Origin of the sequence: Phycicoccus sp. CSK15P-2, assembly GCF_016888005.1 — a bacterium.
GTDB lineage: Bacteria > Actinomycetota > Actinomycetes > Actinomycetales > Dermatophilaceae > Phycicoccus.
The window spans coordinates 24,662-44,289 of the sequence record NZ_JAFDVE010000024.1 but is presented as its reverse complement, the minus strand read 5'-3'; the positions used below and the strand labels follow the sequence as shown (position 1 = coordinate 44,289).

16 protein-coding genes are annotated in these 19,628 nt (G+C 73.8%); 9 read left to right on the top strand and 7 right to left on the bottom strand.

Translation table 11 applies throughout. The annotated features are described in order from the left end of the window. Nucleotides 1–220: 220 nt before the first annotated feature. From JQN72_RS14400 to JQN72_RS14385, 4 genes are read left to right on the top strand one after another with little or no spacing between them, the layout of a single operon-like run. The gene (locus JQN72_RS14400; protein ID WP_204135822.1) at nucleotides 221–628 is read left to right on the top strand and encodes a VOC family protein; all 408 of its coding nucleotides are present in this window, start codon (nucleotides 221–223) and stop codon (nucleotides 626–628) included. Between the two features lie 59 nt (nucleotides 629–687). Then, nucleotides 688–1,869: a cysteine desulfurase family protein gene (locus JQN72_RS14395; protein ID WP_204135821.1), complete on the top strand. Its 1,182-nt coding sequence runs from the start codon at nucleotides 688–690 to the stop codon at nucleotides 1,867–1,869. After that, nucleotides 1,869–2,951 carry a tRNA 2-thiouridine(34) synthase MnmA gene (gene mnmA / locus JQN72_RS14390; protein WP_204135820.1) on the top strand — a complete coding sequence of 361 codons (1,083 nt, stop codon included), beginning with the start codon at nucleotides 1,869–1,871 and terminating at the stop codon, nucleotides 2,949–2,951. The genes JQN72_RS14395 and mnmA overlap by 1 nt, the downstream gene beginning before the upstream one ends. Then, nucleotides 2,941–3,297, top strand: coding sequence for a TraR/DksA C4-type zinc finger protein (locus tag JQN72_RS14385; RefSeq protein WP_307812707.1), 357 nt, complete (start codon nucleotides 2,941–2,943; stop codon nucleotides 3,295–3,297). Before mnmA ends, JQN72_RS14385 begins: the two co-directional genes overlap by 11 nt. 6 nt (nucleotides 3,298–3,303) lie before the next feature. Here JQN72_RS14385 and JQN72_RS14380 read toward each other — a convergent pair whose 3' ends face one another. Continuing rightward, nucleotides 3,304–3,501, bottom strand: coding sequence for a hypothetical protein (locus JQN72_RS14380; protein WP_204135819.1), 198 nt, complete (start codon nucleotides 3,499–3,501; stop codon nucleotides 3,304–3,306). Nucleotides 3,502–3,694: 193 nt separating this feature from the next. Between JQN72_RS14380 and JQN72_RS14375 the strand changes: the two genes are divergently transcribed. Further along, nucleotides 3,695–4,669 carry a pirin family protein gene (locus tag JQN72_RS14375; protein WP_204135892.1) on the top strand — a complete coding sequence of 325 codons (975 nt, stop codon included), beginning with the start codon at nucleotides 3,695–3,697 and terminating at the stop codon, nucleotides 4,667–4,669. A 33-nt stretch (nucleotides 4,670–4,702) separates the two neighbouring features. Here the strand turns inward: JQN72_RS14375 and JQN72_RS14370 are convergent, their stop codons facing one another. From JQN72_RS14370 to JQN72_RS14360, 3 genes are read right to left on the bottom strand one after another with little or no spacing between them, the layout of a single operon-like run. Then, nucleotides 4,703–6,151: a basic amino acid/polyamine antiporter gene (locus JQN72_RS14370; RefSeq protein WP_204135818.1), complete on the bottom strand. Its 1,449-nt coding sequence runs from the start codon at nucleotides 6,149–6,151 to the stop codon at nucleotides 4,703–4,705. Between the two features lie 23 nt (nucleotides 6,152–6,174). Further along, the gene (gene lysX / locus JQN72_RS14365) at nucleotides 6,175–9,570 is read right to left on the bottom strand and encodes a bifunctional lysylphosphatidylglycerol synthetase/lysine--tRNA ligase LysX (protein ID WP_204135817.1); all 3,396 of its coding nucleotides are present in this window, start codon (nucleotides 9,568–9,570) and stop codon (nucleotides 6,175–6,177) included. Continuing rightward, a complete protein-coding gene (locus tag JQN72_RS14360) occupies nucleotides 9,567–10,484 on the bottom strand; it encodes a hypothetical protein (protein WP_204135816.1) in 918 nt (305 codons plus the stop codon). Before JQN72_RS14360 ends, lysX begins: the two co-directional genes overlap by 4 nt. A 67-nt stretch (nucleotides 10,485–10,551) precedes the next feature. Here JQN72_RS14360 and JQN72_RS14355 point away from each other — a divergent pair, with 67 nt between their 5' ends. Further along, nucleotides 10,552–11,283 carry a DUF998 domain-containing protein gene (locus tag JQN72_RS14355; protein ID WP_204135815.1) on the top strand — a complete coding sequence of 244 codons (732 nt, stop codon included), beginning with the start codon at nucleotides 10,552–10,554 and terminating at the stop codon, nucleotides 11,281–11,283. Next, entirely contained in the window at nucleotides 11,280–12,293 is a 1,014-nt protein-coding gene (locus JQN72_RS14350; protein WP_204135814.1) for a methionine synthase, read from the top strand. Before JQN72_RS14355 ends, JQN72_RS14350 begins: the two co-directional genes overlap by 4 nt. Before the next feature lie 7 nt (nucleotides 12,294–12,300). On the opposite strand, the gene JQN72_RS14345 is transcribed toward JQN72_RS14350, so the two are convergent. Together JQN72_RS14345 and JQN72_RS14340 are read right to left on the bottom strand one after the other, a co-directional pair. Beyond that, nucleotides 12,301–12,855 carry a hypothetical protein gene (locus JQN72_RS14345; RefSeq protein WP_204135813.1) on the bottom strand — a complete coding sequence of 185 codons (555 nt, stop codon included), beginning with the start codon at nucleotides 12,853–12,855 and terminating at the stop codon, nucleotides 12,301–12,303. Next, nucleotides 12,852–14,342, bottom strand: a complete 1,491-nt coding sequence (locus JQN72_RS14340; protein ID WP_204135812.1) for a long-chain fatty acid--CoA ligase — start codon at nucleotides 14,340–14,342, stop codon at nucleotides 12,852–12,854. Before JQN72_RS14340 ends, JQN72_RS14345 begins: the two co-directional genes overlap by 4 nt. A gap of 212 nt (nucleotides 14,343–14,554) precedes the next feature. Between JQN72_RS14340 and JQN72_RS14335 the strand changes: the two genes are divergently transcribed. Both JQN72_RS14335 and ligA read left to right on the top strand, forming a co-directional pair. Further along, entirely contained in the window at nucleotides 14,555–15,349 is a 795-nt protein-coding gene (locus tag JQN72_RS14335) for an endonuclease/exonuclease/phosphatase family protein (protein ID WP_204135811.1), read from the top strand. A 57-nt stretch (nucleotides 15,350–15,406) separates the two neighbouring features. Beyond that, nucleotides 15,407–17,680 (top strand): NAD-dependent DNA ligase LigA, encoded by a 2,274-nt coding sequence (ligA, locus tag JQN72_RS14330; RefSeq protein WP_204135810.1) that lies wholly within the window; start codon nucleotides 15,407–15,409, stop codon nucleotides 17,678–17,680. Nucleotides 17,681–17,787: 107 nt separating this feature from the next. Here ligA and JQN72_RS14325 read toward each other — a convergent pair whose 3' ends face one another. After that, nucleotides 17,788–19,539, bottom strand: coding sequence for a hypothetical protein (locus tag JQN72_RS14325; protein WP_204135809.1), 1,752 nt, complete (start codon nucleotides 19,537–19,539; stop codon nucleotides 17,788–17,790). Between the last annotated feature and the right edge of the window lie 89 nt (nucleotides 19,540–19,628).

Sequence of the window (19,628 nt, the reverse complement as noted above, 5' to 3'; positions counted from 1 at the left end):
TCGCCCGGCCGGTCAGTACGGGCGCACGACCGGCCAGCGCGGGGAAGGCTCGGAAGCCGACGTCTCGGCGGGCCGCCGAGGGCAGCGACCGCAGCGAGCGGCAGGACGCGACCCGGTACCCGCCGGACGGACGGGCCGGCGCACGGGTGCCGGTTGCCCGCGGCGTGGGCATGGGGGATGGTGGCCCCTCAGGAGCCCGTAGCGACCGAGAGGGGATGCCGTGCCGCCGCGTCTGTTGCACACCGTGATCGACACGACCGACGTCCGCGTGCTCGCGGAGTTCTACCGCGAGCTGCTCGGCCTGGTGTACCGGCCGGGCGACGAGCCGCCCACCGACGGCTCGACCGACGACGCCGACTGGCTCGTCCTCACCGAGGCCGACGGCACGCGCCGGCTCGCCTTCCAGGAGGTCGAGCGGCTGACACCGACGACCTGGCCCGACCACGAGGTGCCGATGCAGCTGCACCTCGACCTCACCGTGGCGGACGTCTCGGAGCTCGAGGCCGAGCGCGCGCGGGCCGAGGCGCTCGGGGCGCGGCTCGTGTTCGACCGCACCGACGACCCGGACGAGCCGCTCTACGTCCTCGCCGACCCCGCAGGCCACCCGTTCTGCATCTTCCCGGCCTGACCGCCCGGGGCGGGGCTCGGGAGGGCTCGAAGCCCGCCGGAACCGTAGACTCGACCCTTGTGACGCACTACCTCGACCACGCGGCGACGACGCCGATGTTCCCTGCCGCGGTGGAGGCCTTCACGCAGTCCGCCGGCCGGGTCGGCAACGCATCCTCGCTGCACACTGCCGGCCGTGCCGCCCGCAAGACGGTCGAGGAGTCCCGCGAGCGGATCGCGGCCGCCCTCGGCTGCCGCCCGTCCGAGGTCGTCTTCACCTCGGGCGGTACCGAGGCGGACAACCTCGCCGTCAAGGGCACCTGGGGGAGCCGCCGCGACGCCGACCCGGCGCGGACCCGGCTCGTCACGAGCCGCATCGAGCACCACGCCGTCCTCGACCCGGTCGACTTCCTCGCCGAGCACCACGGCGCCACCGTCAGCCGGCTCGAGCCCGACCGCTGCGGCCACCTCGCCGTCGACGACCTCCGCGCCGCGCTCGACGAGGGCGACGACGTCGCACTCGCCAGCGTCATGTGGGCGAACAACGAGGTCGGCACCGTCCAGCCCGTCGCCGAGCTCGCCGCCGTCGCCCGCGAGCACGGCGTGCCGTTCCACACCGACGCCGTCCAGGCGCTGTCCCACCTCCCCGTCCGCTTCGACGAGTCCGGCGCCGACCTGATGACCGTCACGGCGCACAAGGTCGGGGGACCCGTCGGGGTCGGCGCGCTCATCGCCGCCCGTGACGCCTCCCTCGTCCCGCAGCTGCACGGAGGCGGCCAGGAGCGTCAGGTCCGCAGCGGGACCCTCGACGTCCCGGCCGTGCACGCCTTCGCCGTCGCCCTCGACGAGACCGTCGCGACCCGCGACGTCGAGGCCAAGCGGGTCCTCGCGCTGCGCGACCGTCTCGTCGAAGGCGCGCTCGCGCTCGACCTCGGCATCACGGTCAGCGGATGCTGGCGCGCCGGCGACGGCACCGGGCGGCTGCCCGGAAACGCCCACCTCCTCGTCCCCGGATGCCAGGGCGACTCGCTGCTCTACCTGCTCGACGCCGCGGGGGTCGAGTGCAGCACCGGCTCGGCCTGCCAGGCGGGCGTGCCGCAGCCCAGCCACGTCCTCCTCGCCATGGGGTACTCCGAGACCGAGACCCGCGGCGCGCTGCGGCTCTCCCTCGGGCACACGTCGACCGACGCCGACGTCGACGCCTTCCTCGCGGCCCTGCCCGGGGTCGTCGAGCGGGCGCGACGGGCCGGCGGCCCGGCCTGATGCGCGTCGTCGCCGCGATGTCCGGCGGCGTCGACTCCGCGGTCGCCGCGGCCCGGATGCTCGACGCCGGCCACGATGTCGTCGGGGTGCACCTCGCGCTGTCCAGGTCCGCCGCCACGCTGCGCGAGTCCGCGCGCGGCTGCTGCACGATCGAGGACGCCGGCGACGCCCGCCGCGTGGCGGACCGGCTCGGCATCCCGTTCTACGTCTGGGACCTCGCCGAGCGTTTCGAGCGCGACGTCGTCGAGGACTTCGTCGCCGAGTACGCCGCGGGCCGGACCCCCAACCCGTGCCTGCGCTGCAACGAGAAGATCAAGTTCGCCGGCCTGCTCGACAAGGCCCTCGCGCTCGGCTTCGACGCCGTCGCCACCGGTCACTACGCGCGGGTCGTCGAGGGCGCGGCCGGTCGCGAGCTGCACCGGGCCGTCGACCCCGCCAAGGACCAGTCCTACGTGCTCGGCGTGCTCGACGCCGACCAGCTGGCCCGGTCGTTCTTCCCGCTCGGCGACTCGCTGAAGTCCCGGGTCCGTGAGGAGGCCGCCGAGCGAGGGTTCTCGGTGGCGAAGAAGCCGGACAGCCACGACATCTGCTTCATCCCGGACGGCGACACCCGCGGCTTCCTCACGAGGCGTCTCGGCGAGCAGCCCGGTGAGCTCGTCGACGCCGTCACCGGCGAGGTCGTCGGCGAGCACGCCGGCACCCACGGGTTCACCGTCGGACAGCGGCGCGGCCTCGGCATCGACCGATCCCGCCTCGACGGCGACCCGCGCTACGTCGTCGAGGTCGACGCCCCGCGCAACCGCGTCGTCATCGGGACCGCCGAGCTCCTCGGCGTCGACGTCGTCGAGGGCGAGCACCTCCGCTGGTGCGGGCCGGCCCCCGCGGGACAGGTGCGGGTCGGCGCCCAGGTGCGGGCACACGGCGAGGAGGTGCCGGCGGTGGCGCAGGTCGCCGACGACGCCGTCACTGTCGGCCTCGACCGTCGCGTGCGCGGCGTCGCACCGGGGCAGTCTGTGGTCCTCTACGACGGCACCCGCGTCGTGGGCTCGGCCACCATCACCGCGGCTTCACGTGCCCGCTGAGCCGCCGCCCGACGCGCGGGCGGCCGCCCGGGTCACCGACGAGCGCGACGCGCTCCGCGAGCGGCTCGCCACGATGGAGCGCGACATGGAGCGGCTCGTCGCCGCCTCGCGCGACTCCAACGCCGACGACGAGCACGACCCCGAGGGGCAGACGATCGCCTACGAGCGGTCCCAGCTCGCCGCGCTGACCGACGGTGTGCGGCGCCGCCTGGCCGAGGTGGAGGCTGCGGCCGACCGGCTGCGGGAGGGCGGCTACGGCCGGTGCGACGTGTGCGGCGAGCCCATCCCGGCCGCGCGCCTCGAGGCGCGGCCCACCGCCCGCACCTGTGTCGAGCATGCCGGCTGACCCGCGTCAGCCTCCGCCGCGGCGGCCACGACCCCGGACCGTGAGCAGCGCGACACCGGCGAGCACGACGACCGGCCCGACGACCGCCCACAGGGTCACTCCCGTCATCGGGCTGCCACCGACGTAGCCGAGCCCCTGTCCGGTCCAGAGCAGACCGACGAGGACGCACACGACCCCGAGCACGAGCGACACCGTCCGGTTCACGCCCCCGACCCTAGCCCGGGGGCACGCCGTGCGGCAGCGGGCCGCATGACGAGGGCGCGCGACATGCGGACGACGAGGTTCGACGGTCGGCATGTTGCGCACCCTCGTCCTCCACCGGAATGTTGAAGCGTCAACTATCGTTGGACCCGGCAGCCTCCACCCCGGAGGATGTGCACCGAGGAGCGTGAGTGACATGCCGGCCGTGACCGTCGAGGACATCCTGACCCTGCCCAAGGTCGCCGAGCCTCTGGCGACGGCGGTCTCGCGGCCCGTCCGCAGCATCACGACGGCGCCGCAGGGTTTCGAGGGCGAGGGCTTCCCGGTCCGGCGCGCGTTCGCCGGCGTCGACCTCGCAGCGCTCGACCCGTTCATCCACATGGACCAGATGGGCGAGGTCGAGTACGCCCCCGGCGAGCCCAAGGGGACCGCCTGGCACCCGCACCGTGGCTTCGAGACCGTCACCTACATCATCGACGGCACCTTCGTGCACCGGGACAGCACCGGTGGGGGAGGCGTCATCACCAACGGAGACACCCAGTGGATGACCGCCGGCTCCGGCCTGCTGCACATCGAGGTCCCGCCCGAGGAGCTCGTCGTCAGCGGTGGCCTCTTCCACGGCCTCCAGCTGTGGGTCAACCTGCCGCGGGCGCAGAAGATGTCCCCGCCGCGCTACCAGGACATCCGCGGCGGTGACGTCGCGCTGCTCTCCAGCCCGGACGGCGGGGCGCTCGTGCGGGTCATCGCCGGCGAGCTCGACGGCCACGAGGGTCCGGGCATCACGCACACCCCGATCGTGGCCCTGCACGTCACCGTCGCGCCCGGCGCGCGGGTCCGTCTGCCGTGGGAGCCGGGCTACAACGCCCTCGTCTACGCCCTGAACGGCAACGGCAGCGTCGGCCCGGACCGGCGCGCCCTGCGGATGGGCCAGCTCGCGGTGCTCGGTGGCGGCGACGTCGTCGAGGTCGGCGCCGACGAGTCCCAGGAGAGCCGCAGCCCGAGCCTGGACCTCTACATCCTCGGCGGGCGCCCGATCCGCGAGCCCGTCGCGGCGTACGGCCCGTTCGTCATGAACACCCGCGCCGAGCTCGTCCAGGCCTTCGAGGACTTCCAGGCCGGCCGGCTCGGGACCATCCCGAGCGAGCCGCACCCCGGGCACGACGTCCTCTGAGCGAGTCGTCCTCCGGTCCGACGCGGGGCGCTGTCAGATCGACAGCGCCCCCGTCGCGACGACGACCACGCCCACCACCCCGGCGGTCACGAACACCGCCGCGACGACGGCCTCGACCGGCCGGAACACCGGCAGCCCCTGCTCGCGCCGGGACATGACGTAGAGCAGCGTCCCCGGGGCGTAGACGACGCAGGCCATGAGCAGGTACACGACCCCGGCCGCGTACAGCAGGAACACCGAGTAGACGACCGCGAGCACCGCGACCGTCCGCTGCCGCCGCCGCTCGCCCGTGTCGCCTGCGCCGTACGTCTCTCCGGTCACCGTGAGCTTGAGCGCGTAGGAGGCCGCGAGCAGGTACGGGATGAGGGCCAGTGCGGTGTCGAGCTTGAGCATGAAGTCGAGAGCGTCCTCGACGACGAACGTGGCGAGCAGGAGCACCTGCACGGCCAGACTCGTCGTGAGCAGCGCCGCGATCGGCGTCTCGTGCCGGTTCAGCCGGCGCAGGAAGCGCGGCATCACCTCGGTGCGCGCCGGCATGTAGAGCACCTCGGCGCTGAGCAGCGTCCACGCGAGGTAGGCGCCGAGCACGGACACGATGACGGCGACCCGGACGAAGGTGGCCCCCCACGGCCCGACGACCTCCTCGAGGACCGTGCCCATCGAGGGCTGCGCGGCGTCGGCGAGGTCGGTGCGGGGGAGCACCCCGTAGGACACCATCGTCACGAGGACGAAGACGACGAGGACGCTGCCGAACCCGGCGAGCGTCGCGCGCCCGACGTCCTCGCGGCGACGCGCCAGCCGCGAGTAGACGCTCGCGCCCTCGATGCCGAGGAAGACGAACGTCGTGACGAGCATCGTCTGCGTCACCTGCTCGAAGAGCGACCCCACGGTGTGCGCCTCGCCACCCCAGAGGTTCGCCGCGAACGTGGCCGGGTCGAAGGCGAGCGCCACGACGACGACGAACACGAGGATGGGGACGACCTTGACGACGGTGACGACCCGGTTGACCCCCGCCGCCTCGCGCACCCCGCGCGCGACGAGCGTGTGGATGAGCCAGATCCCGGCCGACGACAGCACCACGGCGAGCAGCGTCGTGCCGTCGTCCAGGCCCGGGAAGAACGCGCTGAGCGACGTCATCGTGAAGACGAGGTAGAAGACGTTGCCCGCGATGTTGCTCGCCCAGTACCCGAAGGCGGAGCTGAACCCGGCATAGTTGCCGAACCCCACCTGCGCGTACACGTAGACGCCCGAGTCGAGGTCGGGCTTGCGCACGGCGAGGGACTGGAAGACGAAGCCGATCATGAGCATCCCCACCCCGGCGAGCGTCCACGCGACGACCGCCGCGATGACCCCGGCCGACCCGCCGAACTCGGCCGGCAGCGTGAACACGCCGCCGCCCACCATGGAGCCGACGACCACGCCCGTCAGGGTGAGCAGGGAGACGCGCCCGAGGGTGCCGGTCGGCTGGTCGACGGTCGTCATCCGCTGTGCTCCTCGGGTGGTCGTCAGGCTCCGGGCCGGGTCAGGGGGAACAGGATCGTGTCGCGGATGGACAGCCCGGTGAGGTTCATGACGAGGCGGTCGATGCCCATCCCCATCCCGCCGGTCGGCGGCATCCCGTACTCGAGCGCCTGGAGGAAGTCCTCGTCCACCTGCATCGCCTCCGGGTCGCCCGCGGCGGCGAGCAGCGACTGCGACACGAGGCGCTCGCGCTGGTCGAGCGGGTCGACGAGCTCGGAGTACGCCGTGCCCTGCTCGGCACCGAAGATCACGAGGTCCCACTTCTCGGCGAGCCGCGGGTCGTCCCGGTGCTGCCGGGTGAGCGGCGCGTTCTCCTTGGGGAAGTCGGTGTAGAAGACCGGCGTCGTCGTGCTGCCCTCGCACAGCTCGCCGTAGATCTCCTCGAGGACGAAGCCCCACGGGCTCGCCGGGTCGAGGTCGAGCCCGACGGCCTCCGCGTGCCGCAGCAGCTCGGCCTTCGGGGTGTCGGCCGTGACCTCCTCGCCGAGCGCCCTCGAGACCGCCTCGCAGATCGTGACCACCGGCCAGTCGCCGGAGAAGTCGTACTCGACCGTCCGCCCGTCCGCGTCGGCGCGGTACGCGACGGGCGAGCCGTACACGGCCGTGGCGGCCTCCTGGACCAGCTCCTGGGTGAGGACCCGCATCGTGTCGTAGTCGCCGTAGGTCTCGTAGACCTCGAGCGAGGTGAACTCGGGGTTGTGCTTGAAGTCGGCTCCCTCGTTGCGGAACTGCCGCCCGACCTCGAACACCTTCTCCATCCCGCCGACGAGCAGCCGCTTGAGGTGCAGCTCGGTCGCGATCCGCAGGTAGAGGTCGAGGTCGTAGGCGTTGATGTGCGTCTCGAACGGCCGGGCGTTCGCCCCGCCGTGGATGGCCTGGAGCACGGGCGTCTCGACCTCGGTGAACCCGCGCGTGTGCAGCGAGTCGCGCACGCTGCGCACGATCGTGGCGCGCTTGTAGGCGATGTCGCGCGAGTCGGGGCGGACGACGAGGTCGACGTAGCGCATCCGCACCCGTGCCTCGGGGTCGGTCAGCCCCTTGTGCTTGTCGGGCAGCGGCCGCAGCGACTTGCTCGTCAGCGCCAGGGTGCGCGCCCGGACGGTCAGCTCGCCGAGATGCGTCGTCATCACCTCGCCGGTCACGCCGACGTGGTCGCCGAGGTCGACCTCGTGCCGCCAGAGGTCGTCGAGCTCCTGTCCGACGTCGGAGAGGTCGACCATGACCTGGAGGTCGCCGCTGCCGTCCCGCAGCTGCGCGAACCCGAGCCGTCCGTGGTCCCGCTTGAGCAGGACCCGGCCGACGACCGACACCTCACGCCCGGTCGAGGTGTCCGGCGGCAGGTCGCCGCTCTCGGCCACCACCTGCGCCAGGGTGTGGGTGCGCGGGTAGGACACCGGGTACGGGTCGACGCCCATCTCCCGGATCCGGCGCAGCTTGGCCCGCCGCACCCGCACCTGCTCGGGCAGGCCGGCGTCCGACATCGCCTCGGCGAGCGGGTCCGGCGCGGGCGGGACGAGCGCACGCACCGCGTCCGCGTACTCCTGGCCCCGGCGCGCCAGGGCGTCGCCGTCACCGGGTCCGCCCGGGCGCCGGATCCGTGCGAGGGACGGCGCGGTGAGGAAGCCCTCGGCGCTCCCCGCGGCCGTGCCAACCCGCGGCAGGTCCGAGGCGTACTCGAAGCACATGAACCGCGGCTGCCAGTCCGGCAGGTACTTGGCGTTGGACCGGTACAGCGACTCCAGCTGCCAGGTGCGGCTCGCGAGGAGCAGCCCCTGGCGCCAGACCCGCGCCAGCGGCCCCGCCCCGACCTGCGCGCCGCGCTCGAACGCCTCGCGGAACATCGCGAAGTTCAGCGACACCAGCCCGACCCCGAGGGCCGCGGACTCGTCCGCGAGGGCGTTGACCATGAGCTCGACGAGCCCGTTGCCCGCCGACGGGTCGCGGCGCATGAGGTCGAGGGAGAGGCCGGTCCGGCCCCAGGGCACGAGGCTGAGGAACCCCCGCAGCTCACCGGTCGCCCCGTGGGCCAGGACGACGACGCAGTCCCCGTCGAGCGGGTCCTCCAGCCGGCCGAGGGCCATCGAGAAGCCGCGCTCGTCCCCGCCGTCCCCGCGCCACCGGGACGCCGCGGTCGCGAGGTCGGCGAAGCCGCTCGCGTCGAGCGCCGAGTGGCGCAGGATGCGCGTGGTGTACCCCTCGCGCTGCAGCCGCGACACCGACTGCCGCACCGCCTTCATCCCCGGTCCGCTCAGCGAGAACGCGCGCAGGTCGACGATCGCCTCGTCGCCGATCTCGTAGGCGACGAGCCCGGCGTCGGTGAACGCGACCGCGCCCTCCTCGCCCGCGCCCATGACGGCGAGCGACCACCCGTGCTGCCGGGCCTCGGCGCGCCAGCGCTCGATCGCGGCGGCCCAGTGCGCCGGGTCCCCGAGCGGGTTGCCGCTCGCGAGGCTCACCGAGCCGAACACCCGGTACGAGACGCCCGCCCGGGCCGTGGCGGGGTCGCCGGTGTCCCACACGACCGCCTTGTCGCGGCGGGTCGCGAAGTAGCCGAGGGAGTCGTGCTCCCCGAAGTCGCGGAGCAGGGTGCGGATGCGTGCCTCGTCCGCGACCGAGCTCGTCCGGGTGGTCCGGGACGGCCGGAAGAGGAGCGCGGCGGACCACCCGACGACCGCCGCCCCGGAGACGCCGATGACGAGCCGCACCCAGACCGGGATGTCGAGCGGCGGCGAGGCCAGCCCGATCCGGCCGATGTCGGCGAGCATCTGGCCGTAGACGTACGTCGTCGCCTCGCCGTACCCGGTCGGGCGCGCGAAGCGGGTGACGAGCCAGCCGCCGCCGAGCAGCACGACGAGGCCACCGAGGAGGAAGACGGCCACGGCCTTCCGCAGGCTGCCGGACACCCGGTGCGCGGTGAACTGCGGGCGGGCCCGGACCGCGAGGACGATGAGCGCGAGCCCGACGACCGCACCGGCCGACTGGACCAGGACCTGGTCACCGATGGCGATGCGGGCGAGCCGGTCCAGCTCGGGGAGGACGAGCCACCAGACGACGAGCACCCACCAGGCCGCCCTGAGCCGCCGCCGCAGCGCGACCCCGAGGACGACGAGCAGCGCCGCGTAGACCAGGCTCGGGACGACCGGCACGAGCAGCGCGGAGACCGTGTCGTCCTCCTGGGCGAAGTACCGGTGCCATGGCGGGACGAGGGTGGCGACGAGCACGAGGGCCGCCACGGCGAAGGTCCCGAGGGCGAGGTGGTCCGGCCACACGTCGCGCCGGGGGTCGTGCCGTGTGAGGTCGACCCGCGGACCGTCGGCGGGCTGCTCCGCCTCGGTGTCCTCCGGCGCAGGGGAGTCGGTGGGTACGCGCACGTCCGTCATTCGGGGCTCCCTGTCGGTGTGGTGGGCGTGGGGGGTGCGCCGGGGTGGGGCGCGTCGCCGAGGTCGTGGTCGGTCACCTCGCCGTGCCGGGAGAGGCTCACGGCCCCGGCCACCGCGAGCACGAACCCGGCAACCGCGACCCAGCCCCAGCCCTCGCGGGGCCGGTCCCCGAGCAGCACGAGCCCGACGACGGCCGGCAGGACGGTCTCACCGACGACGAGCGGGGCGGTCGCCTGAGTGACCGTTCCTCGCTGGAGCGCGGTCGAGTAGGTGAGCAGGGCGAGTGCGCCGGCGAGCCCGAGCGCGTACGTCGCCGGGCTCTCGAGGAGCACCTCGAGCGAGCCGAGCAGCGCGTCCGGCGCGAGCGAGCCGGGCAGCATCCGGGCGGCCACCGACGTGAGGCCGAAGGCGAGACCGGCCACGGCGCCGAGCGCGGCCGCGCCGGCAGCACCGGACAGCCGGGCCAGGGGGACGGCGACGAGCGCGAGGACGACGGTGGCGACGAGGACGCCCCACTCCTCGGCCCGCACGACGTCGACCGCCCGGTCCTCGGCCGCGGACAGGCCCACGAGCACGAGCCCGGCGACGACGACCACGAGCCCCACCCGGTCCGACCGGCGCAGCCGCATCTTGAGCACGACCGCCCCGACGACCGCCGTGATGGCGAGGAACGACGCGACGACCGCCTGGACGACGAAGAGCGGCAAGGTCCGGACCGCGGCGATCGACAGGACGAAGCCGACGACGTCGAGACCCACGCCGAGCAGGTAGCGCCAGGACGCGGCCAGCCGCAGCATGAGGCGCGGGTCGAGGCCGTCCACCGTGGGGGTGCTCCGGGCCGCGACGGCCTGGAGCACCGAGCCGAGGCCGTACGCCACGGCGGCACCGAAGGCTCCGACCAGCCCCGGAAGCACAGGTTTCAACGTAGCGCGTCGCCCGGCGGGGTGCCTGGTCCGAGCCGGTCGGGGGACAATCCTGTCCATGGCTCCGGGTCCCGGGGAGCACGGCGCGGGCGGCGGCGGGCGCCGCGCGTTGACGCTCGCGGCGGCCGGCGCCGTGGCCGCGTGCTGCTACTCCGCGTACCTCGTCGACGCCGCCGTCTCACCGGGCCATGACTGGTTCGCCGTCGTCAGCAGGCTCCAGGTCCCCGGCGCCCCGTTGTCGGGGTTCCTGCGCACCGCGGACGTCGTGTGCGGTCTTCTCGTCCTCGTCCTGCTGCCGTTCGTGGCCACCGTCGCCGGGAGGCGTCGGTGGCGCCGCGTCCTCGTGGTCGCGACGACGGCCTTCGCGATCGGATGTGCGGCGGCCGCCCTCGTCCCGCTGCCGTGCGAGGACATCTCGCGGTGCGGCACCGGGGCCGACCTCGTGCAGTGGTGGGTCCACGACGCCCTGAGCGTCGTCTCCCAGGGGGGCGTGTTCGTCGGGGCGGCGGCGGTGGGCCTCGACACCCGGCGGGGCGGACCGGCCTGGCTGCACCGCAGCGCGTGGGCGACCGTGTGGGTAGGCGGCGTCCTCGGGACCGTCCTCCTCGGGGTGACCGCGCTGGTCGGACCGTCCTCGTGGGAGGCGGGCCTGGCCCAGCGGTTCCAGATCTCCGTGACGAGCCTGTGGATCCTGTGCCTCGGGCTGATGGCCGCCGGTGCGGTCCGGCGGCGCCCGGCACCGGACCACGGCGACACGTCCGACCACGGCCCCTGGACAATGTCCGGGTGACGACGAACCCGACACCCACCCGTGCCACCGGCATCGGGTCGTGGCCGGGGACCTCGGCACGCGAGGCCGTCCGGTCCGTGCGCGACCTCCTCGTGGACGCCGACGGGCTCGGGCTGCCGTACCTCCCCGAGACCCCGGCGCGTGGCCCGGGTGCCGACATGATCGGCCGAGCGGCCGGGCTGCTCGTCGACCTTCCGGTCGACCTCCAGCCCAGCGGCTGGCGGCTCGTCGGCCGCCCCGGCCGCGACGCAGCGCGCACCGCCGCGTTCCGGCGCGAGGATCTCGACGAGCTCGCCGAGGCCTACGAGGCGTACGCAGGCCCCCTCAAGGTGCAGGTCTGCGGCCCGTGGACCCTCGCCGCCACGCTCGAGCTGACCCGCGGTGAGCGTGTCGTCTCCGACCCCGGAGCGGTCGCCGACCTCGTCGCCTCGCTCGCAGAGGGTGTCGCGGACCACGTGGGCGACGTCCGCCGGCTCGTGCCCGGGGCCGAGGTCGTCCTGCAGCTCGACGAGCCGTCGCTGCCGGCCGTGCTCGAGGGCAGCCTGCCGACGGCGTCCGGGTACGGGCGGGTCCGGGCCGTCGACCGCCAGGTCGTCGCGGCCGGTCTGCGCGACGTGCTGGCCGCCCACGACGGGCCGACCGTCGTCCACTCGTGCCATCCGCGTGCCCCGCTGCCGCTGCTGCGGTCGGTCGGGGCGGGGGCGCTCGCGCTCGACCTCGTCGACGCCTCCGCCACGCGCTGGGAGTCCGTGGCCGCGACGCTCGAGTCCGGCGTCGGGGTGGTCGCCGGCGTGCTCGCCACCGACGGCGGGACCGACGACGCCCGGGCCCACGACCTGCTGCGCCGTGCGCTCGAACGGACCGGGCTCGTCGCCGAGGAGGCCTCGGGGCTCGACGTCTCACCCGCCTGCGGGCTGGCCGGGCTGGCACCGGAAGCCGCCAGGACGGTGACCCGGGGCTCGCTCGACCTCGCACGGCGTCTCGCCGACGCCGCCACCACCCGGGGCTGACCCGGGCTCAGTCGCGGTAGCCGTCCCGGGGCTCGATGACCGGGGTCCGGTCCCACTCGTCGCCGTCGACCCACTCCTCCGTGGGCTCGAGGTCGACCGCGACGCGACGGAAGGCCCGCTGGGCGACGAGCCCGGTGACGACCGACGCGGCGCCGAGGACGGTCAGGGGCAGGATGAGCTCGGAGGACCCCGGGTCGAGCCGGTCGACGAGCTTTCCCGGCAGCCACAGGAAGGCCGCGATGGCCAGCGAGAACGCCCCGCAGACGACGACGGCGTCCCATCCGCTCGCCCGTCGCCTCGCCAGGCGGTACGCGCAGACCACCACCCACACCGCGAGGCAGGCCGCGGCCAGGGCGATCGGGGCCAGCAGGGCGTCGTTCCAGCGCGAGACGTCGTCACCCGGTCGCGGCATGAACGCGATCCTGACCCAGAAGAAGACGACGAGGGCGAGGACGACGGCCCACACGATGGAGAAGCCCAGTCCGGTGGCACGCCAGAGCTCGGCGGCACGCAGCCTCGCGTGCTGGCGCTGTGCCTCCGCGGCGTCCGGTGCGGTGCTCATCCGGCGGGCGCGTGGACCTCGCGCCGGAGGATCTTGCCCGTGGGGCCCTTGGGGAGGGCCTCGACGACCCAGACCGTGCGCGGGTACTTGTACGCGGCGATGCGCTCCTTGGTGAACGCGACGATGTCCTCCGGCGTGGTCTCGGCGCCCTCCCGCAGCGCGACGGCCGCGCCCACCTGCTCGCCGAGGAGGTCGTCCGGGATCCCGACGACCGCGACCTCGAGGACGTCCGGGTGGGTGTAGATGACCTCCTCGACCTCGCGCGGGTACACGTTCATCCCGCCACGCAGGATCATGTCCTTCTTGCGGTCCACGATCGTGAAGTAGCCCTCGTCGTCCATCGTCGCGAGGTCGCCGGTGCGGAACCAGCCGTCCGGGATCGCCTCGGCCGTGGCCTCCGGCTTGTTCCAGTAGCCCTTCATGACGTTGTCGCCGCGGATGGCGATCTCGCCGACCTCGCCGACGGGGACCTCGTTGCCGTCCAGGTCGACGCAGCGCATCTCGCAGCCGGGGATCGCGACACCGATCGTGCCGGGCTTGCGTTCCTTGTCGGGCATGTTGAAGGACGCGACGGGCGAGGTCTCGGACAGGCCGTAGCCCTCGAGGATGACGCAGCCGAGCTTCTCCTCGAAGCTGCGCATGACCTCGAGCGGCATCGCCGAGCCACCGGAGGCGCAGGTGCGCAGGCTCGAGGCGTCCATGCCGTCCGAGCCGGGGTGGTTGAGGATGGCGGCGTACATCGTCGGCACGCCCTGCATGATCGTCACCCGCTCCTTCTCGATGACCTCGATCGCGGCCTGCGGGTCGAAACGGGGGATGAGGGCGAGCGACGCCCCGGCGATCGTCGCCGCGTTGAGGCCCACGACGAGACCGAACACGTGGAACAGCGGCAGACAGCCCATGACGACGTCGTCGGAGGTCATCTCCTGGATGACCTGGGCCGAGCGGTGGGCGTTGAGGTGGATGTTGCTGTGCGTCAGCTCGGCGCCCTTGGGCCGGCCGGTCGTGCCAGAGGTGTAGAGGATGATCGCCGTGTCGTCGTCCTCGCGCGGCGTGGGCTCGGCGACCGCCTCGCCGCCCTCGAAGTCCTCCGGGCCCATCGCACCGGTCGTGACGATGCGCGTCCCGCTGTTCTGCGCGCCCTTCGTGGCCTCGTCGACGAAGTCGGGCCAGACGAAGGCGATCTTCGCGCCGGAGTCGGTGAAGAAGTAGTCGATCTCCCCGGCCTTGAGCAGCGGGTTCATCGGGACGACGATCCCCCCGGCGAGCAGGATCCCCCAGTACACGACCGGGAAGGCCGGGACGTTGGGCAGGATCACGGCGACGCGGTCGCCCGGCTCGACGCCCTGCTCGCGCAGGGTGCCGGCGACCTTCGCCGCCATGCCGTGCAGCTGGGCGTAGGTGACCCCCTGGCCGTTCACCCGCAGCGCGTCCTTCTCGGGCAGCTCCGTCGCGGTGGTGACGAGGTTGGTCGAGAGGTTGGTCATCGGGTGCTCCTGTCCGGCGGCGGTGGCGGAGTCCCATCCTTGCCGCCGGACGGCCGGACCGCCAGCATCTGTGCCGAATGGTGGTGTCGGCCGTACCGTGCTCCCGGCCCACTGTCTCGCAGCGAACACGCACCACGGGCACAGCGGCGGTCGGGAGGGTCGCCCCCGGGCCCGTCCGACGGGGGAGGGCACGACTCGAGGAGTGATCGGCGATGGCAGGTACGACACGCACCCGACGGACGGTGCTCGCGGCGCTGGCGACGGCGTTGGCCGGGACGGCCTTGGCGACGGGCGCCCCGGCCGCGTCGGCCGCCGACCCGCAGCGGGTCCGGATCGTCACGGCCAACGTGAACTTCGGCGCCGACCCGGACCTGGTCATGGAGCGGTTCGCCAAGTACAGCCAGAGGGCGGACGTCGTCCTGGTCCAGGAGGCGAAGAACGTCGACTTCGCCCGCGCGCTGCGCGGCGACGACCGGTGGGTCGTGCGCCAGGACACGACCTCGGACGCCAAGCAGGGCTCGGCGGTCATCGTCCGCCGCTCGATCGTCGCCGCGGCGTCCGACATCGGCCCGCTCCGGCTCACGCTCGGGACCCCCGACGTGGGCGGGGCCTGCGGGATCCTCGCCCGGTACGTGGCCCACGTGCGGGTCGAGCTGAAGAACGGCGGCGTCATCCGCCCCGCGTCGCTCCACCTGCCGCCCCCGCGCTGCCAGACCGGCGCCGACGGCCCGTACGAGCGGATGGTCAGGAACGTCAAGCAGCTCTCCGACAGCCACCCGAAGCGGCTCGTCCTCGGCGGCGACTGGAACAAGGTCGTCCGCAGCGACCCGAACGACCTGTCGGCGCGCACCGGCGGGCGGATCGTCCCGCGGGCTCCGGAGGGGTCCATCGACGGCTTCTACAAGCCGAAGGGCCTGGGCATGGCGCAGCCGGCCAGCACGGTCGGCTTCGCGTCGAAGGGGCACCAGGCCACGCAGATGATCGTCCTCGTGCCGCCGACCTTCTGAAGCCGGGTCCGGGGCTCGTCGTCGGTCCCGGTCGGTGCCGTGCGGCAGGATGACGCCGTGAGCGACACCCCCTCGGACCCCGCCGTGCAGCAGCCTGCCGAGGCCGTGCCGGACGACGTCCGCCACGAGTGGGAGGGCCTGGCCGAGGAGGCACGGGCGCACCAGTTCGCGTACCACGTCAAGGACGCCCCGACGGTCAGCGACGGCGAGTACGACCGGCTGGTCCGCCGCCTGAACGAGCTCGAGGAGGCGCACCCGTCGCTGCGCACCCCGGACAGCCCCACCCAGCAGGTCGGGGGTGCGGTGTTCGCCACCGACTTCCGGGCCGTCGACCACCTCGAGCGGATGCTCAGCCTGGACAACGCCTTCTCCGCCGAGGAGCTCGCCGCCTGGGCCGCCCGGGTCGAGCGCGACATCGGCGGAGCGGTCTTCCACTACCTGTGCGAGCTGAAGATCGACGGCCTCGCGGTCAACCTCCTCTACGAGGACGGTCGGCTCACCCGCGCACTGACCCGCGGCGACGGCCGCACCGGCGAGGACGTCACGCTCAACGTCCGCACCATCGACGGTGTCCCCACCGAGCTGCACGGCGACGACGTCCCGGCCCTCGTCGAGGTCCGGGGCGAGGTGTTCTTCCCCGTCGAGGCGTTCGCCGGCCTCAACGCGAGCCTCGTGGAGCAGGGCAAGCCACCCTTCGCCAACCCGCGCAACGCGGCGGCAGGGTCGCTGCGGCAGAAGGACCCCCGGGTCACGGCCACGCGCCCCCTGCAGATGCTCGTCCACGGCATCGGCGCCCGGAAGGGCTTCGACATCACCCGGCAGTCGGAGGCCTACGACCTGTTGCACGGCTGGGGGCTTCCGACGAGCAGCCACTACCGGGTGCTCGACACCGTCGAGGACGTCCAGGCGTTCGTCGACGGCTACGGCGAGCAGCGGCACGGCGTCGAGCACGAGATCGACGGCGTCGTCGTCAAGGTCGACGAGACCGCGGTGCAGCGTCAGCTCGGGGCCACGAGCCGGGCGCCCCGGTGGGCCATGGCGTACAAGTACCCGCCCGAGGAGGTGAACACCAGGCTCCTCGACATCCTGGTCGGCGTCGGACGCACCGGGCGGGCCACCCCGTACGCCGTCCTCGAGAAGGTGCTCGTGGCCGGCAGCCAGGTGCGCCAGGCCACGCTGCACAACCAGGACGTCGTGCGCGCCAAGGGAGTGCTCATCGGCGACACGGTCGTGCTCCGCAAGGCCGGCGACGTCATCCCCGAGATCCTCGGCCCGGTCGTCGCGCTCCGGGACGGGAGCGAGCGCGAGTTCGTCATGCCCACCGGGTGCCCCGAGTGCGGCACGACGCTGCGCCCGATGAAGGAGGGCGACGTCGACCTCCGCTGCCCGAACGCGCGGTCGTGTCCGGCGCAGGTGCGCGGGCGGGTCGAGTACATCGGGTCCCGCGCAGCCCTCGACGTCGAGGCGCTCGGCGAGGTCACCGCGGCGGCGCTCACCCAGCCCCGGGTCCCCGAGGCGCCTCCGCTGCGCACCGAGGCCGGGCTGTTCGGCCTCACCCTCGAGCAGCTCGTGCCCATCGAGGTCGTCGTCCGGGACGCCGAGACCGGCGAGCCGAAGGTCGACGACGACACCGGGGAGCCGGTCGTGCGCCGCCCGTTCCAGAAGCTCGGGGAGGCGACCTACCCGCCCGGCACCGAGGGCCTCACGCCGGCCGAACGCCGCAGGGAGGGCGTCACGAAGAGCCACCGAGAGGTCCTCCCGTCCGCGCAGGCCGAGACGCTCATCGCCGAGCTCGAGGCCGCCAAGGGCAAGGACCTCTGGCGCCAGCTCGTCTCGCTCAACATCCGGCACGTCGGACCGGTCGCGGCGCGTGCGCTCGCCGGCTGGTTCGGCTCGCTGGAGCACATCGAGCGGGCGTCGGTCGAGGAGCTCGCCGAGGTCGACGGCGTCGGGCCGGTCATCGCCGAGGCCGTCGTCGAGTGGCTCGCCGGCGACTGGCACCAGGAGATCGTCCGGGAGTGGCGCGCGGCAGGCGTGGCCTTCGCCGTGCCGGACCATCCCGGGCCGGGACGCGGTGGCGAGGGAGGTGGAGTGCTTTCCGGCAAGACCGTGGTCGTCACCGGCTCGCTCGAGGGGTTCTCGCGCGACTCGGCGAAGGAGGCGGTTCTCGCGGCGGGTGGGAAGGCATCCGGCTCGGTGTCGAAGAAGACCGACTACGTCGTCGTCGGCGAGAACGCCGGCAGCAAGGAGACCAAGGCCCGCGAGCTCGGCCTGACCATCCTCGACGAGGCGCAGTTCGTCCGGCTCCTGGAGACCGGCGACCCGGGCTGAGCGGGCGGGGCCGCGCGCAGACGACCCGGCGGGCCTGGATCGGCGATGGCCCGCCGGGTCGTGCTCCGGGGGCGCGCCCAGGTCGGTGGGTGCGCCCGGACGTTCGGTCAGGGCGCGTGCCGCGCCTCGACCGACCGGGTGGTGATGGACGGCGCACCGACCGACTCGGGCCCGCCGTCCGCGGTGTGCACGGCCCGCACCTCGAGCGGTCGGTCCGACACGATGTCGAGCACGCCGACGAGCAGCTCCGGGCCGTGGTCGACGGCCTCGTCGAGGGCGCAGCAGTCGTCCATCGTCGCGTGCCCGGCGGGCAGCTCGATCTGCGCGAACGGCCGCGCCGGCTGGACCTCCGGCTCTCGCCCGATGGTCTTGCCGTGGACGACGAGCGGGGCGAAGCGCTTCTCGATCGTCGCCGGGCACGTGCCCGGGTTGTCGACGAGCACGGCGGTCGCGTAGCGACCCGGGACGACGGCGCAGGCGCCCTCGCGGTCGTCGCCGTCGCCCGGCTTGCGGGTGCCGCAGACCATCTCGACGACGTAGTGGTAGCGGCACTTCGGGACGGTGACCCGCACCCGCTTGCGCGCGACGACCACGCCGTCGGCGACGACGTCGATGGTCCCGGTGAACACCTGGTCCCGCTCGAGACAGCGACGCGTCCCCACCCACTCGACGACGAACGACAGCGTGTGGGTCTCGTCCCCGGGCAGCGGGCCGTATCCGCCGGACGGCGTGATCGAGCCGACGAACTGGGCGGTGTCTCCGGTCGGCTCCAGGTGGACGTTGCCGGTCGACGTCACCGCCGCCTCGACGAGGTCGGTGAGCGTCGTGACGATCGCGCTCGGGTCGACCCCGGTGCGGTGCTCACCGCCGGTCGCCGCCGTGATGCGCGTCGCCTGCCCGGCGTTCCCGTTCGGCGGGCACGTCGGGTAGTCGGTGACCCCGACGTCGGGGTCACCGTCGAGCGCGGCCGGGGTCCCGGTCGTCGTGCTCACGGCGACGACCGTGACGTCCGCTCCGGTGAGCTCGGCGGTGACGGAGGCCTCGGTGACCGCCGACGCGAGCCCGGTCAGGTCGGTGCAGACGGGGTCGTGGCCCGGCGCGTCGCCGAACCAGACGACGATCCGCTTGCTGTCGGGCCGCCAGCCGATGCCGGGGTTCGTCGCGAGCTCGTGCAGCGCGTAGAGCTGTCCCTCCGGGGTGTCCCCGCCCTCGTCGGCGCTCCACGCCGAGATGGCGGCGTCCGCGGCGACGTGGTCGGTCGTCGGGCTCAGCTGGTGCTGGAAGGCGTAGGAGTTGACACCCGGCGCCGGGAAGTCGCGGTAGCTGCCCACGCCCCACGCGATGTCGAACGCGGCGAGGCCGGGGTCGCCGAGGATGGCGTCGGCCCCGGCCTTCACGGCCTCGATGACCGGGGCCATGCTGCCCGTGGTGTCGGCGAGCAGGTAGAGGTCCGCCTTCGGGGCGGCACCGGTCGGGGGGATCGTCACGGTGATCTTCTCCCGGTGCCGGTCGCACTCGTCGAGGCGCCAGTCGTTGCGGGTCGGGCTGATCGTGACCGGGTCCTTCGGGAGCGGCCTCGGCACGAGGACGCCGGGGCCGAAGACGGGGACGAACGGGTCGTGGCCGAGGGTCGCGACGACGTCGGCGAGCGGCCGGATGCTCCCCTCGTCGTCGACGACGACCGAGGTGACCTCGTTGGGCCGCTCCGGGTGGGTGGCGTGGAACGCCGTGAGGGTCGTGCCGGACGTCAGGGTCGTCTCGGCGACGGGGCCGAGCACCGGGTCGGCGCCCAGGGCGTCCGCGAGACGGGTCCGCACGGCGGCGGGCAGGGAGGGACTCTTCCTCTTCTTGGTCGGCATGCTGGTGCTTCTTCCGAGCGTGGCGGGCCGATCCACCAGTCCGTCTGGCCGCTCACCTCGCAGGAGGGCCGGAGCCCCCTCCTGATACG